12 protein-coding genes are annotated in these 13743 nt (G+C 72.1%); 4 read left to right on the top strand and 8 right to left on the bottom strand.

The window, feature by feature from the left end:
- Positions 1-571: 571 nt before the first annotated feature.
- Together Q0283_RS03285 and Q0283_RS03280 are read right to left on the bottom strand one after the other, a co-directional pair.
- Positions 572-1561 (bottom strand): electron transfer flavoprotein subunit alpha/FixB family protein, encoded by a 990-nt coding sequence (locus Q0283_RS03285; protein WP_183529910.1) that lies wholly within the window; start codon positions 1559-1561, stop codon positions 572-574.
- A 61-nt stretch (positions 1562-1622) separates the two neighbouring features.
- The gene (locus Q0283_RS03280) at positions 1623-2405 is read right to left on the bottom strand and encodes an electron transfer flavoprotein subunit beta/FixA family protein (RefSeq protein WP_183529912.1); all 783 of its coding nucleotides are present in this window, start codon (positions 2403-2405) and stop codon (positions 1623-1625) included.
- Positions 2406-2600: 195 nt separating this feature from the next.
- Between Q0283_RS03280 and Q0283_RS03275 the strand changes: the two genes are divergently transcribed.
- Together Q0283_RS03275 and Q0283_RS03270 are read left to right on the top strand one after the other, a co-directional pair.
- Entirely contained in the window at positions 2601-4370 is a 1770-nt protein-coding gene (locus Q0283_RS03275; RefSeq protein WP_298042887.1) for an AMP-binding protein, read from the top strand.
- Positions 4367-5353, top strand: coding sequence for an NADPH:quinone oxidoreductase family protein (locus Q0283_RS03270; RefSeq protein WP_183529916.1), 987 nt, complete (start codon positions 4367-4369; stop codon positions 5351-5353). The genes Q0283_RS03275 and Q0283_RS03270 overlap by 4 nt, the downstream gene beginning before the upstream one ends.
- Positions 5354-5373: 20 nt before the next feature.
- On the opposite strand, the gene Q0283_RS03265 is transcribed toward Q0283_RS03270, so the two are convergent.
- From Q0283_RS03265 to Q0283_RS03250, 4 genes are read right to left on the bottom strand one after another with little or no spacing between them, the layout of a single operon-like run.
- Positions 5374-6189 (bottom strand): CoA ester lyase, encoded by an 816-nt coding sequence (locus Q0283_RS03265; RefSeq protein WP_183529918.1) that lies wholly within the window; start codon positions 6187-6189, stop codon positions 5374-5376.
- Positions 6186-6761 (bottom strand): MaoC family dehydratase, encoded by a 576-nt coding sequence (locus tag Q0283_RS03260; protein WP_183529920.1) that lies wholly within the window; start codon positions 6759-6761, stop codon positions 6186-6188. Before Q0283_RS03260 ends, Q0283_RS03265 begins: the two co-directional genes overlap by 4 nt.
- Positions 6758-8776 carry an acetyl/propionyl/methylcrotonyl-CoA carboxylase subunit alpha gene (locus Q0283_RS03255; protein ID WP_183529922.1) on the bottom strand — a complete coding sequence of 673 codons (2019 nt, stop codon included), beginning with the start codon at positions 8774-8776 and terminating at the stop codon, positions 6758-6760. Before Q0283_RS03255 ends, Q0283_RS03260 begins: the two co-directional genes overlap by 4 nt.
- A 5-nt stretch (positions 8777-8781) precedes the next feature.
- A complete protein-coding gene (locus tag Q0283_RS03250) occupies positions 8782-10347 on the bottom strand; it encodes a carboxyl transferase domain-containing protein (RefSeq protein ID WP_183529924.1) in 1566 nt (521 codons plus the stop codon).
- 148 nt (positions 10348-10495) lie between these two features.
- Here Q0283_RS03250 and Q0283_RS03245 point away from each other — a divergent pair, with 148 nt between their 5' ends.
- Both Q0283_RS03245 and Q0283_RS03240 read left to right on the top strand, forming a co-directional pair.
- A complete protein-coding gene (locus Q0283_RS03245) occupies positions 10496-11182 on the top strand; it encodes a TetR/AcrR family transcriptional regulator (protein WP_183529926.1) in 687 nt (228 codons plus the stop codon).
- A gap of 17 nt (positions 11183-11199) precedes the next feature.
- Positions 11200-12051: an NUDIX hydrolase gene (locus Q0283_RS03240; protein ID WP_298042879.1), complete on the top strand. Its 852-nt coding sequence runs from the start codon at positions 11200-11202 to the stop codon at positions 12049-12051.
- Between the two features lie 21 nt (positions 12052-12072).
- On the opposite strand, the gene Q0283_RS03235 is transcribed toward Q0283_RS03240, so the two are convergent.
- Both Q0283_RS03235 and Q0283_RS03230 read right to left on the bottom strand, forming a co-directional pair.
- Positions 12073-13368 (bottom strand): hypothetical protein, encoded by a 1296-nt coding sequence (locus Q0283_RS03235; protein WP_298042876.1) that lies wholly within the window; start codon positions 13366-13368, stop codon positions 12073-12075.
- Positions 13368-13742 carry a hypothetical protein gene (locus Q0283_RS03230; RefSeq protein WP_183529932.1) on the bottom strand — a complete coding sequence of 125 codons (375 nt, stop codon included), beginning with the start codon at positions 13740-13742 and terminating at the stop codon, positions 13368-13370. Before Q0283_RS03230 ends, Q0283_RS03235 begins: the two co-directional genes overlap by 1 nt.
- Position 13743: the final 1 nt, after the last annotated feature.

The following is a 13743-nucleotide window of genomic DNA, read 5'->3' as shown; positions in this document are numbered from 1 at the left end:
CGCCTGCGCGCCGGAGCAGGCGCGAGTTCACCGGTCCCGTGGCCACCCCCGATGGAGAGGGATCCGTCGTGCGGGGAGGAGGTCTCGGCAACCGGGGTGTCGGAAGCACTCACGCGGGCCTCAGACGCGGGCGCCGGGGCCTGCACGGCAGAGGGCGGAGGAGCGGGCGTACTGCCCATGCGGCGCTTGCGGGTGGGGCCCGCGGCCGTCGCCGTGGCAGGCTGCGCCTGGGGCTCACCCTCGGGAGGTGTCGCGGCCTCCACTACAGGGTCCCCTCCGGACCGTGCGGCCGGTTCCTGGCGAGCCGGCGTCACCCCTGTCGCCCCTGCCGCGGGTGGCGGGGACGGGGTGGCGGCCGTCATCGACACGTCGGGGGCGGTGTCCGGCTCCCCGGATCGCGGCGCCGGCGGGGTGTAACCGGCCATGCGGCGCCGGACCGTGCGCGGTCCCGGGTTCTGCTCGGTACTCATGAGGCGTCTCAGTCCTTCGCGGGGATGGTCACGGCGTGGGGGGGGTGGGGCTCCGTCCCGGGTACGCGTCCCGCACCCCGGGGCGCAGGACGCGCCAGGCGTCAGTTGCGGCGGTTGTTGATCTCCTCGATCAGCTGGGGGACGACCTTGAAGACGTCACCGACGACGCCGAAGTCGGCGACCTCGAAGATCGGGGCGTCCTCGTCCTTGTTGATCGCCACGATGGTCTTGGCCGTCTGCATCCCGGCGCGGTGCTGGATGGCACCGGAGATGCCCAGGGCCACGTACAGCTCCGGGGTCACCGTCACCCCGGTCTGGCCGACCTGGTAGGACTGCGGCACGTACCCGGCATCCACGGCCGCGCGGGAGGCGCCCACGGCGGCGCCGAGGGCGTCGGCGAGGTCCTCGACCACGCTGAAGGCCTCCTTGGACCCGACCCCGCGGCCACCGGAGACCACGGTCTTAGCCCCGCGCAGCGCCGGGCGACCGGTGGAGGCCGGGGCCTCGTCCACGGAGTCGATGCTCGCGCCCCGGGCAGTGGTCGTCGAGACGGCCGCGGTCCTGACCTCGGGGGCCGCCACGGCCTCGGCCCGGGCCTCGATCGACCCGGGACGGATGGTGGCGATCATCAACCCGCCCTCCACGGTGGACTCGGTGGTGAAGTCCCCGCCGAACACCGCGTGCGTGGCGATGACCTCCTGGCCCTCCTCGTCATAGGAGATGCCAACGGCGTCCGCGGCCACGGACCCGCCGGCCACGATCGCCAGCCGGCCGGCCACGGCCTTGGAGTCGTTCGTGGCCGAGAGCAGCACCACCGGGGCCTGGTAGGCCTGGACGGCATCGGCCAGGGCGCCGACCTGGGCGGAACCCAGCTCGGTGGCCGCCGTCTCGGACTCGGCGAGGTACACCTGGGCCGCGCCCAGTGCGCCCAGGTCCGCCGCCAGCGTGCCGGCCGCCCCCGGGACGGTCACGGCCACCGCGACCGGGACACCGATCTGCGCGGCGGCCCCGAGCAGACCCGCCGCGGTGGACTTCGGGGCGCCCTCACTGGTGGTCTCGATCAGGACTGGGACATTTCCAACGTTCGACATCTGCGTGCTTCCTTCAGCTCGTCACGTGTTCTGGTCTTCGGGGAGGACTTCGCCGGCGAACTCAGATGAGCCGGTGGGCGGCCAGGAACTCGGCCAGCTGGGATGCGGCGGTGCCGTCGTCGGCAACCTTCGGACCGGCCTGCTTCGGCGGTCGCGCCGTGGCCGAGACCATCACCGACCGCACCGAGGCGGCCTCCGGCCCGGCCTGGATGCCCAGCTCCGCCAGCGACCAGGTCTGCAGCGGCTTCTTCTTCGCGGCCATGATCCCCTTGAAGTTCGGGAACCTCGGTTCGGCCGTCTTCTCGGTCACCGACACCACGGCAGGCAGCGAGGACGAGACCTGCAACGTTCCCCCGTCCACGCCCGCCGTGCCGGAGACCCGGTCCGCGGCGATCTCGATCATGTCCAGGCCCGGCAGCACCGGCAGTCCCAGGACCTCGGCGACCATGGCCGGGATCATCCCGCCCCGGCCGTCGGTGGCCTCGTTGCCGGCCACCACCAGGTCCACACCGCCGATCTTCTCGATCGCCGCGGCCAGCACCCTGGCGGTCTGCACCATGTCCGACCCCGCCAGGGACGCGTCCGTCACCAGCACGGCCGAATCGGCGCCCATGGACAGCAGCTTCCGCAGCGTCTTCGTGGCATCCTCGGGCCCCATCACCAGGACCACGATCTCCGCGTCCGGGTGCCCGTCCTTGAACTGCAGCGCGTTCTCCAGGGCCCGCTCATTGATCTCATCCGGCACCGGCTCCGAGGCCGCCCGGTCCAGCATCCCCGACTCCAGGTCGATCTTCCGATCGGACCAGGTATCCGGAACCTGCTTGGCCAAAACCACAATCCTCATGCGTGCTCTCCTTGCCCGTCGGCGGACGGGAATCATCTCGTGTGGGTCTGCGCGCCAACTTACTAGGACTTCCAACTGAATACTAGGTCTTCCGAGTAAGGGACTGTAGTCTGGGTCACATTCCACCCACGACGGACTCCCGAACACGCGTCTGCTGACGGTGATTCGCGCTTGTCAGGCTCCGAGAGGTATCCCATGACCGCACAGTCCCCCGCCGAGCTCTTCCGCCAGTCCCGCGACCAGCTCCTCGCCTGTCGCACCGATCCGGACACGGCACACCAGACCTTCGCCTGGCCCAGGTTCGAGCACTTCAACTTCGCCTCGGACTGGATCGACCACGTGGCCGCGGGGGATCGCGGCGGTCAGCCCGCCCTCGTGATCACCGGTGAGGACGGCACCAGCGAGCGCCGGACCTACCGTGACCTGGCGGAACGGTCCACGCAGGTCGCCGCCTGGCTGAGCGGGATCGGGGTGCGCCGTGGAGACCACGTCATCGTCATGCTGGGCAACCAGGTCGAGTTGTGGGAGGTAATGCTGGCCTGCATCCGGATCGGCGCACCCGTGATCCCCTCCACCGTGATGCTCGGCCCGGCCGACCTCGCCGACCGGGTCGCGCGCGGTCAGGCCTCCTGGGTGGTCACCAACGGGACGGAGGCGGCCAAGTTCGACACGGTCCCCGGTGACTTCCAGCTGGTGCAGATCGGTGCACGGCCCGACGGCGGGTCCCCCGCCCGGCCCGTGCACGACTGGCGCGACTCGTTCACCGCGCCCACCTCCTTCGGCCTCGACGAGCCCACCCGGGCCGATGAGACGATGCTGCTGTACTTCACCTCCGGCACCACCTCGAAGGCCAAGCTCGTCGAGCACACGCACACGTCCTACCCGGTGGGCCACCTGTCCACGATGTACTGGATCGGCCTCGAGCCCGGCGACGTGCACCTCAACGTGGCCTCGCCCGGCTGGGCCAAGCACGCCTGGTCCAACTTCTTCGCCCCCTTCATCGCCGAGGCCACCGTGTTCCTCTACAACTACGGCCGGTTCGACGCCAAGGCCCTGATGCACCAGATGGACCGGGAGGGCGTCACCAGCTTCTGCGCGCCGCCCACCGTCTGGCGCATGCTGATCCAGGCCGACCTGACCCAGCTGGAGAACCCGCCCACCAAGATCGTGGCGGCCGGCGAGCCCCTCAATCCCGAGGTTATCGCCCAGGTGGAGAAGGCCTGGGGCACCCAGATCCGGGATGGCTTCGGCCAGACCGAGTCCACCCTGCAGGTGGCCAACACCCCGGGCCAGCCCGTGCGGCCGGGGGCCATGGGCCGTCCGCTGCCGGGGTACGACGTCGTGCTGATCGACCCGGACACGGGCGAGGAGTCCGCCGAGGTCGGCGAGCTCTGCCTGCGCCTGGACCCCCGCCCGGTCGGGCTGACCACGGGGTACTGGGGGGATCCCGAGCGCACGGCCGAGGCGTTCCGGGACGGTGTCTACCACACCGGTGACCTGGTCTCCCGGGACGCGGACGGCATCATCACCTATGTCGGCCGCAACGACGACGTCTTCAAGGCCTCCGACTACCGGTTGTCCCCGTTCGAGCTGGAGTCGGCGATCATCGAGCACCCGGCGGTCGCCGAGGCCGCCGTGGTCCCCTCGCCGGATCCCATCCGGCTCGCCGTTCCCAAGGCCTATGTCCAGCTCGCCGAGGGCTGGGAACCCACCGAGGAGACCGCCCGGGCGATCCTGCAGCACTGCCGGGACTCGTTGGCGCCCTACAAGCGCATCCGCCGCCTGGAGTTCCACGACCTGCCCAAGACGGTCTCCGGCAAGATCCGCCGCGTCGAGCTCCGCCGGCGGGAGGCCGACGTCCACCCCGACGGCGGCTCCTCGCCTGCCGCGGTCGCCTCGGGTGGCGCGCAGACCGCCGTGGAGTACACCGACGCCCTGCTGCGCCAGGAGGCGGCGGAGTCGTGAGGGCCGTCGTCATCCCGGAGTTGAGCGGCCCGGCGGTCGCGACGCTCCGGGACGTGCCCGAGCCGTCGGGGGCCCACGACCGGGCCGGCGGCCGCAGGATCCTGGTGGACGTGCATGCCGCGGGGCTGTCCTTCATCGACCCCCTGCAGACACGGGGGAAGTACCAGCACCGTCTCGAGGCACCGTACATCGCGGGCAGCGAGGTGGCCGGCGTCGTGCTCGAGGCCCCCGCGGACTCCGCCTTCCGCCCCGGGGACCGGGTGGCGGGCTCCGTCTGGCACGGCGGGCTGGCCGAGCGCGCGCTGGCGCTGGAGGACTACCTGGTCCGGATCCCGGAGGGCATGGACTTCGTCCACGCCGCCGGGGTCCAGATGAACTACTCCACCGCCCTGTACGCCCTCGAGGGCACGGAGGTGTGTCCGGGCGGAACGGTGCTCGTGACGGGTGCCGCCGGGGGTGTCGGCACGGCCGTCCTGGACATCGCCCGGGCCCAGGGCATCTCGACGATCGCCCTGGTGTCCTCGGATGAGAAGGAACGGATCACCCGGTCCGCCGGTGCCACGCACGTCCTCCGCTCCACCGGTCCCTGGCTCGAGGAGGTCCGCTCGCTGACCGCGGGGCACGGCGTGCAGGGCTTCGTCGACATGGTCGGCGGCGAGGGGTTCCTCGACGCCGTCCGGGCACTGCGGATCGGCGGCACCGGTGTCGTCGTCGGGTTCGCGAGCGGGACCATCCCGGAGATCAGGACGAACCGCCTGCTGCTGCGCAACCTCACGCTGAGGGGCATGGCGATGGACGGGATGGAGGGCGAGCGCCCGGGGACCCTCGCGCGCGTCCAGCGGGGGGTGCAGGACCTGCTGGACGCCGGTTCCCTGCACCCGGTGGTCGACCACGTCTACCCGGTGGAACGCGCGGCGGAGGCGCTGGCCTCCATCGAGGACCGGACGGCCGTGGGCAAGGTCGTGGTCATCGTCAAGGACTGACCACGCCGCACCGCCCCGGTTCAGCCCACGATCCGCCGTGCCTGGCGCAGCACCGGCTCGTCCACCATCCGGTTCCGGAACCGGAACACCCCCGGCTGGTGCTGGGCCTCGGCCAGCACCGCCCGGGCCCACTCCAGTTCCTCATCACCCGGGGCGTAGGACTCGCGGATGACGGCCACCTGCGAGGGATGGATGCAGGCGGTGGCGGCGAATCCGGACGCCGCGGCGTCCTCGGCCTCGGCCCGCAGCCCGTCCAGGTCCGGGATGTCGAGAAACACCGAGTCCACCGCCACCTTGCCGGCGGCGTTCGCGGCGATCAGCACCCGCGAGCGGGCGTACCGGGCGACGTCCCGGTACCGGCCCCGGTGCTGCCCCTCCGCGAACCGGCTGGAACGGCCGGCCATGGAGGCCACCAGGTCCTCGGCGCCCCACATCAGGGACACCACGGCCGGGTGCCGGGCGATCTCGGCCGCGTTCTCCACGCCGGCCGCCGTCTCGCACAGCGCGATGACCCGGTACCCGGCCTCCTGCAGGTGGTCGAGCTGCCCGGCGTGTTCCGTCTTGGCCAGCATCAGCAGGCGGTACGGCCCGCCCTCGAGGGCCGCCAGGTCCAGGTCGTGCTCGAGCGTCCCGACGGGATTGACCCGGACGATCGTGGACTCCGGGTCCAGGGACGAGGCCGCGACGTGCTCCCGCGCGGTGTCCTTGTCCGCCGGGGCGACGGCGTCCTCGAGGTCGATGATCACGGCGTCGGCCGCGGCAGCGGCCTTGGCATAGCGGTCGGGCCGGTCGGCCGGGCAGAACAGGATCGCCGGGCCCGGGTGCGCGCCGCTCATGCCGCGCCTCCCGGTGCCAGTCCGTCCGCGGACGCCGTCCCGGCCGCCGGGTCCGGGGCACCGGCGCTCCGACCACCCGCACCACCCTCACCGGCCAGTGCCGCCGGCGACACCTGCATCAGCGTGGACCGCTTGGCCACGGCCACCACGGTCCCGTCCTGGTTCCGCGCGGTGTGGTGGAACTCCACGATCCCCTGGTGCGGCCGGGACGTCGACCGGCGCTTGGCGGCGATCAGCGTCTCGGCGTAGAGCGTGTCCCCGTGCCGCACCGGGGCCGGGAAGGTCACCTCGGAGAAGCCCAGGTTCGCCACGATCGTGCCCTGGGTCAACTGGGCGACGGACAGCCCCACCAGCGTGGAGAGGGTGAACATGCTGTTGACCAGCGGTTCCCCGAACTCCGTGCCGGCGGACCAGGCGGCGTCCAGGTGCAGGGACTGGGTGTTCATGGTCTGCGTGGTGAACAGGACGTTGTCCGCCTCGGTGACGGTGCGCCCCGGGGCGTGGACGTAGACCGCCCCCTCCTCCATCTCGTCGAAGTACAGCCCGCGCTGCTCGATCCGCCTGCCGGTCATGAGGCCTCCTCGACCTTCTCGTCGTCCCAGTTCGCGTCCGCGCGCCCGTCGGCACCGTCCTCGACGGTGATGACGGCCAGCACCTGGTCGCGGCTCACGGCGTCCCCGACGCCGGCGTGCAGCCGCACCGTGCCGGTCACGGTCGAGCGGATGACGTGTTCCATCTTCATCGCCTCGACGACGATCACCGGGTCCCCCTCGGCCACCACGTCACCGTCGGCGGCGGGGGTGAGCAGGACGGTGCCGGGCATCGGGGAGACCAGGGTGGGGTCCGAACTGGCCTCCGCGTCGACCCCGTGCTCCGTGCGCTCGCGCCGGATGTCGAACAGGGCGCCCTCGCGGTTCAGCTGCACCCCGTCGGGCCCGACGACGGCCGTGAAGCTGCGGCCGACACCGTCGATCGTCACGGTGGCCCAGTGCCCGTGCCGGCGCACCTGGGCGGGCAGCTCGCCGCGGTCGGTGACCACGACCGGGGAGTCCACGGGCCCGGCCAGCCGCACCGTGTGCGTCGTGCCGTCCGGCGCGGCCAGGCGGATCTGCCGGGGCGCCGGGGCGCCCAGCCGCCATCCGTCGCGCCGGCGCCACGGGCCGGCGTCGGTCCCGCGGGCCGCGTCCATCAGCAGGGCGACCTCCTGGACGTCCCGTTCGGTGGGCACCGCGAAGCCGATGGCGTCCAGCTCACGGGCGATCAGCCCGGTGTCGAGCCGGCCGGCGACGACATCGGGCAATTCCAGCAGCGCGCGCAGGAACTCGACATTGGTGGTGAAGCCGACGATGGCCGTGTCCTCGAGGGCCGTGACCATCCGGCGGCGGGCCTCCTCGCGGTCCCGGCCCCACGTGATGACCTTGGCCAGCATGGGGTCGTAGTCCACGGAGACCACGAGGCCGTCCTCGATGGCGGTGTCCACCCGCACGCCGTCCCCGGCGGGGTGCCGGACGTGTTCCACGGTGCCGCCGGTGGGCAGGAACCCGGCGGCCGGGTCCTCGGCGTAGACGCGCGCCTCGATGGAATGGCCCGTCAGGACGATGTCCTCCTGGGCCAGGTCCAGGACCTCGCCGGCGGCGATGCGCAGCTGCTGTTCGACCAGGTCGACCCCCGTGACCTCCTCGGTGACCGGGTGCTCGACCTGCAGCCGGGTGTTCATCTCCATGAAGAAGAACTCGTCGGGGGAGTCCGCGGGGACGATGAACTCGACGGTGCCCGCACCCCGGTAGTCCACCGACCGGGCTGTGTCGCAGGCGGCCTGTCCGATGCGTGCGCGCGTGGCCTCGTCCAGCAGCGGCGAGGGCGCCTCCTCGATGACCTTCTGGTGGCGGCGCTGCAGGGAGCACTCGCGCTCGCCGAGGTGGATGACGTTGCCGTGCTCGTCCGCCAGCACCTGGACCTCGATGTGGCGCGGGGTGAGGACGTAGCGCTCCAGGAACAGGGTGTCGTCCCCGAAGCTCGCGGCGGCCTCGCGCCGGGCGGCATCCAGGGACGAGGCCAGCTGGTCCGCCGACTCGACCACGTGCATGCCCTTGCCGCCTCCGCCTGCGGAGGGCTTGATGAGCAGCGGATAGCCGACGTCCCCGGCCGCGGCGGCCAGCTCCTCGTTCGTCATGCCCGGCTTCGCGATGCCCGGGACAGTGGGCACGCCGCGCTGCTGGACCGCGTTCTTGGCGGTGATCTTGTCCCCCATGACCTGGATGGACCCCGCCCTCGGGCCGATGAAGACCAGGCCGGCGTCCTCACAGGCCTGCGCGAACGTGGCGTTCTCGGCGAGGAAGCCGTACCCGGGATGGATGGCCTCGGCGCCGGTGGACCGGGCGGCCTCGATCACGGCCCCGATGTCCAGGTAGCTCTGGGCGGCCGGTGGCGGACCGAGGCGCACGGCGCTGTCGGCCAGCTGCACGTGGCGCGCGCCGGCGTCGGCGTCGGAGTACACCGCCACCGACCGGATGCCCAGGGACCGGAGGGTGCGGATGATGCGGCAGGCGATCTCGCCGCGGTTGGCGATCAGCACTTTCGAGAACATGCGGCTCACATCCTGAAGACGCCGTAGCCCGGCGCCGGGGTTGACGGATCGGGGGACCGCATGACCACGTCGAGCGCGAGGCCGACGACGTCCCGGGTCTGGGCGGGCTCGATGATCCCGTCGTCCCAGAGCCGTGCGGTGGAGTAGTAGGGGCTGCCCTGGTGTTCGTACTGCTCACGCGTGGGCCGTTCGAACTCGGCCTGCTCCTCGGCGCTCCAGGTGCCGCCGCCGGCCTCGATCTGGTCGCGGCGGACGGTGGAGAGCACGGAGGCGGCCTGGGGCCCGCCCATCACGGACACCCGCGCCCCCGGCCAGAGCCACAGGAAGCGCGGGGAGTACGCCCGGCCGCACATCGAGTAGGTGCCGGCGCCGAACGACCCGCCGACCACGACGGTCAGCTTGGGCACGGAGGTGGTGGCCACAGCGTTGACCATCTTGGCGCCGTGCTTGGCGATGCCGCCGGACTCGTACTCCCGCCCCACCATGAACCCGGTGATGTTCTGCAGGAACAGCAGCGGGATCTTCCGCTGGTCGCACAACTCGATGAAGTGGGCCCCCTTGAGGGCGGACTCGCCGAACAGGACGCCGTTGTTGGCCAGGATGCCCACCCGGTGCCCGTGGACGCGGGCGAAGCCGGTGACCAGGGTGGTCCCGTACTCGCGCTTGAACTCGTGGAAGCTGCCGGCGTCGATGGTCCGGGCGATGATCTCCCGCGCGTCATAGGGCGTGGTCAGCTCCACGGGGACCACGTCGGTGAGGGTCTCCGGGGACTTCTCCGGCCCGGTCACCGCGGCCGGTTCGTAGGGCAGGGCCGGGCTGTCGGGCAGGGTGGCCACGATGTCCCGCACGATCTGCACCGCGTGCTCGTCGTTCTCGGCCAGGTGGTCGGTCACGCCGGAGACCTTCGAGTGCACCTCACCGCCTCCGAGGTCCTCGGCGGTGACGACCTCTCCCGTGGCGGCCTTCACCAGCGGGGGACCGCCGAGGAAGATGGTGCCCTGGTTGCGCACGATCACGGTCTCGTCGCTCATCGCCGGAACGTAGGCGCCGCCGGCGGTCGAGGAGCCCATGACCGCGGCGATCTGCGGGATGCCGTCCCGGGACATCCGGGCCTGGTTGTAGAAGATGCGGCCGAAGTGGTCCCGGTCCGGGAAGACCTCGTCCTGCATCGGCAGGAACGCGCCGCCGGAGTCCACCAGGTAGATGCAGGGCAACCGGTTCTCCGCGGCGATCTCCTGGGCCCGCAGGTGCTTCTTCACCGTGATCGGGTAGTACGTCCCGCCCTTGACGGTGGCGTCGTTGGCGACCACCATGACGTGACGGCCGTGGACCAGTCCGATCCCGGCCACCACTCCCCCGGACGGGGCGTCGCCGCCGTAGAGCTCGAACCCGGCCAGCGGGGCCACCTCCAGGAAGGGGCTGCCCTCATCCAGCAGGGCGTCGATGCGGTCCCGCGCGAGCATCTTGCCGCGGGCCAGGTGCCGCTCGCGCGAGGCCTGGGGACCACCGAGCGCGGCGTCGGCACGCCGCTGTCTCAGCTCGGCGATCAGGTCGGGGTACGTGGTCGACATCAGCAGGAGCCGCCCTTCGGGAGAACGTTGTCGGACTTCTCGTGTGGGCCACGCCTCGTCGGTCACGAGCGCGGCCCGGAATTCAGGTTACTGGTCTCTAACTGAAATTGTCTATCATTGATCCAGACCAGTCGACGGGGAGGACATCATGACCGCAACCTGGAGGGCCACCCAGAAGGCGAACCGGCGGGCCGCGCTGATCCGCTCGGCCGCCCACCTGTTCGCCGAGCGCGGCTTCGCAGCCGTGTCCACCGGGGAGCTCGGTGAGGCCGTCGGCATGAGCGGACCGGCCCTGTACAAGCACTTCTCCAGCAAGGACGCCCTGCTGGCCGAGATCCTCGTGGACGTCTCCGAACGGTTGCTGGCCGGTGGGCGGGAGATCCTCGACAGCGAGCGCGAGCCCGGCGAGACCCTCGAGCGGCTCATCCGGTTCCACCTGGACTTCGCCACCTCGGATCCGGACGTCATCCGTCTGCAGGACCGCGAGCTGCCGGCCCTGGCACCCGAGGACAACCGGCGTGTGCGCCGCCTGCAGCGCGAGTACGTCCAGTCCTGGGACGGGCCCCTGGCCGGGCTGCGCCCGGACCTCGACGACGGCGAGCGCCAGATCCGCCTGATGGCCACCTTCGGCCTGCTCAACTCGACCCCGCACAGCGCCGGGGGACCGGCACGCACACCCGCGGCCCACCGCCCGGACGGCGCACCCGGCGCACCCGACGCCGACGGGGCGGGCGGGTCAGACGCCCCCGACGGGACGGACAGGTCGGACGGGTCGGAGGGATCCGACGTCATAGACGTCCTGGCATCGATGGCCTGGCGGGCCCTGACCGGTTGACCGCCTACCCTGAGCCCATGCCCTCCTCCGCCCAGCACCGCTCCGATGCACCGACGACCCCGGGAATCCCCCGGGCGGCCACGGTCCTGCTCCTGAGGCCCGGTACGGGCTCCCCGGCCCCGGAGGTCTTCACCATCACCCGGCACACCGCCCTGGCCTTCAGCGCGGGGGTCTCCGCCTTCCCCGGCGGGCGCATCGACGCCGCCGACGAGCTGCCGGCGGACTTCTGGGCCGGCACCGACCTGGTCGACTGGGGCCACCGGCTGCGACTGGAACCGGACACCGCGGGGATGGTGCTGGCCGGCGTCGTGCGCGAGACCTTCGAGGAGACGGGGGTGCTGCTGGCCCGGCACCGGGACGGGCGCCCGGTGGACGGCGGCACCCTGGCCGGGCTCCCGGACGATGCCCGCCGACGGGTGGAGGACCACGAGCTCGACTTCGCCACCCTGCTGGCCGAGCACGGCCTCCAGCCGGACGCCGGTGGACTGCGTGCACTGTCCCGCTGGGTCACCCCGGAGGGCGAACCCCGGCGCTACGACACCTACTTCTTCCTGGCCGCCCTGCCCCACGGGCAGGAACCGGGCACCCTGTCCTTCGAGGGCGCGGACAGTCGGTGGACCACCGCGACGACGGCCCTGCAGGACTTCCGCGCCGGCGTCCACCAGCTGATGCCGCCCACCTGGGCCCAGTTCCGCGCCCTCGCCGGGGCCCCCGACCTCGACTCCGCGCTGGTCATCGGCGGCACCCTCGCCCCCGTCCAGCCGACGGTCGCCAGCCGGAAGCCGCGCCGGATCATCGACTTCCCCGGCCACGAGGACTTCGCCCGCGACCTGGCCGCCGGGAGTTCCACGTCCGGCCCACCGGCGTGAGGCGCTCCGGAATGCACCGGCCTACCGCTGCCGCGTGCCCAGTCCCGGCTCCAGGAGCATCCTGATCCTGCGGTAGAGGTTGCGGCTGCTGATGGGGACCACGACGGCCCGGTCGACCTCCCTGACCACCTCGGCGTGTGACACGCCGTCGATGTTCAGGAAGAGCAGCGGTGCCTTGTCCGGTCCGGCCTGCAGGCTCCACACCAGCAGGTCCCGTCCCCGGAGGGACTCGGGCAGGTCGTCCGCCTCGACGGGGGAACCCTCCGCCAGCCGGGTCATGACCGAGGACATCACGGTCACGTCCCGGTCCAGGACGGGCCAGGTGGGGCCGGCGCCGACCCAGGCGGCGATCACCGCTGCCTCCGTGCCCGACTGGACCATGTCCAGCGTCTGGCGGTCGGCGAGGGGCTGTTCCGGGCCCGTGGCCCATTGGGCGGCCGCATCCGGGCCCGCCAGGACGGTCGTCCCCCCGCGGTCTCCACGCCACGCCTGCAGGATGCTCGTCCGGGATCCCCGCCGTGTGATCACGCGCACGCTGGCCTCGGCGTCCCGCAGGGGCGCGACCACGGTGGAGCCGGCCGGGGTCACCCTGCCGCGCTCATCGCACAGGTGCGCGTCCTGGAGTGCCTGCAGCTGGCGGGCATAGGTGCCGCGCTCGAGGCGGCCCAGGCCCCGGCCGGAGTCCATCAGGCGACGCAGCAGTTCCACCTGGTCCCGGTCGAGGACGGGGCCCTCCGAGACCCAGGACTGCCGGCGGTTGAGGTCGTCGAGGCGTTCCACGGGTTGCCCGCCGGAGTCCGTGAAGCCGGCGGCGGGCGTCGGCGCCCGGTCCGGGACCCAGGCGTAAGCGGGTGCATCGAGCGCCACGGCGTGCTCGGGGTACTCCACGGAGGACAGGATGTCACCGACGGTGCGGTCCAGCGCGGGCACGTCCGCCTCGGCGACCGTCACCGTCAGCCCGATGCTGTATCCCTCGACCACGGTGCAGGCGTGGGTGAAGTGCAGGTGCATCCCGCCCTGCGTGGCCGTGGCCTCCACGCGCCGCCCGCCCCTGAACTCGTCCACCGACAGCACGTGGAGGTCCGGGTACAGGACCGACCACGTCGCGATGTTCACCGTGGACAGCTGGGTCATGGTCCCCGGAAAGTCGTGGACCGTCAGCACGGCCGAGGGCGCGAGGAGTCCCTCGCGGGACGGCCCGCGCAGGACCCGGGACACCCCCGGCATCGCGACGTCGGCCGTCACGTCGGTCCAGTCGGCCGGCACGCTCCACCGGACGCCCCACTGCTCCAGTGCGAGGGCGGACTCGGCCGCCATCAGCGCCTCCCCACCGAGGAGCCCACAGCCTGGTGTCGATACCACTCCGGTCGCCAGCGATCAGGCAGGACGTGGCTGACGATCATCCCGACGACGATGCCCGTGATGAGCACCGCGATGGATGCCACCTGCATCCAGGACGAGCCCCCGGCCTGCGCGAGGCCCAGCAGGATCCCGCCGATGAGCGAGGTGACGGAGTAGACCGCCAGGGTCAGCAGCCCCCAGTGCGGCCCCCAGAGGGTGAGCGGGGGGTGGATGGCCATCCACCCGCGCCAGCTCCCCCGATAGGCTCGCGCGCTCATGACACCGGACCACAGTGCCGCCAGGCAGAAGATCCCCGTGATGGCGATCGCGATCATCTGGTTGTCCGACAAC

The sequence above is a fragment of the uncultured Citricoccus sp. genome (assembly GCF_937871995.1).
Lineage (GTDB): Bacteria > Actinomycetota > Actinomycetes > Actinomycetales > Micrococcaceae > Citricoccus.
The sequence above is the reverse complement of the archived record's forward strand: the minus strand, read 5'-3'. Positions and strand labels throughout refer to the sequence as shown.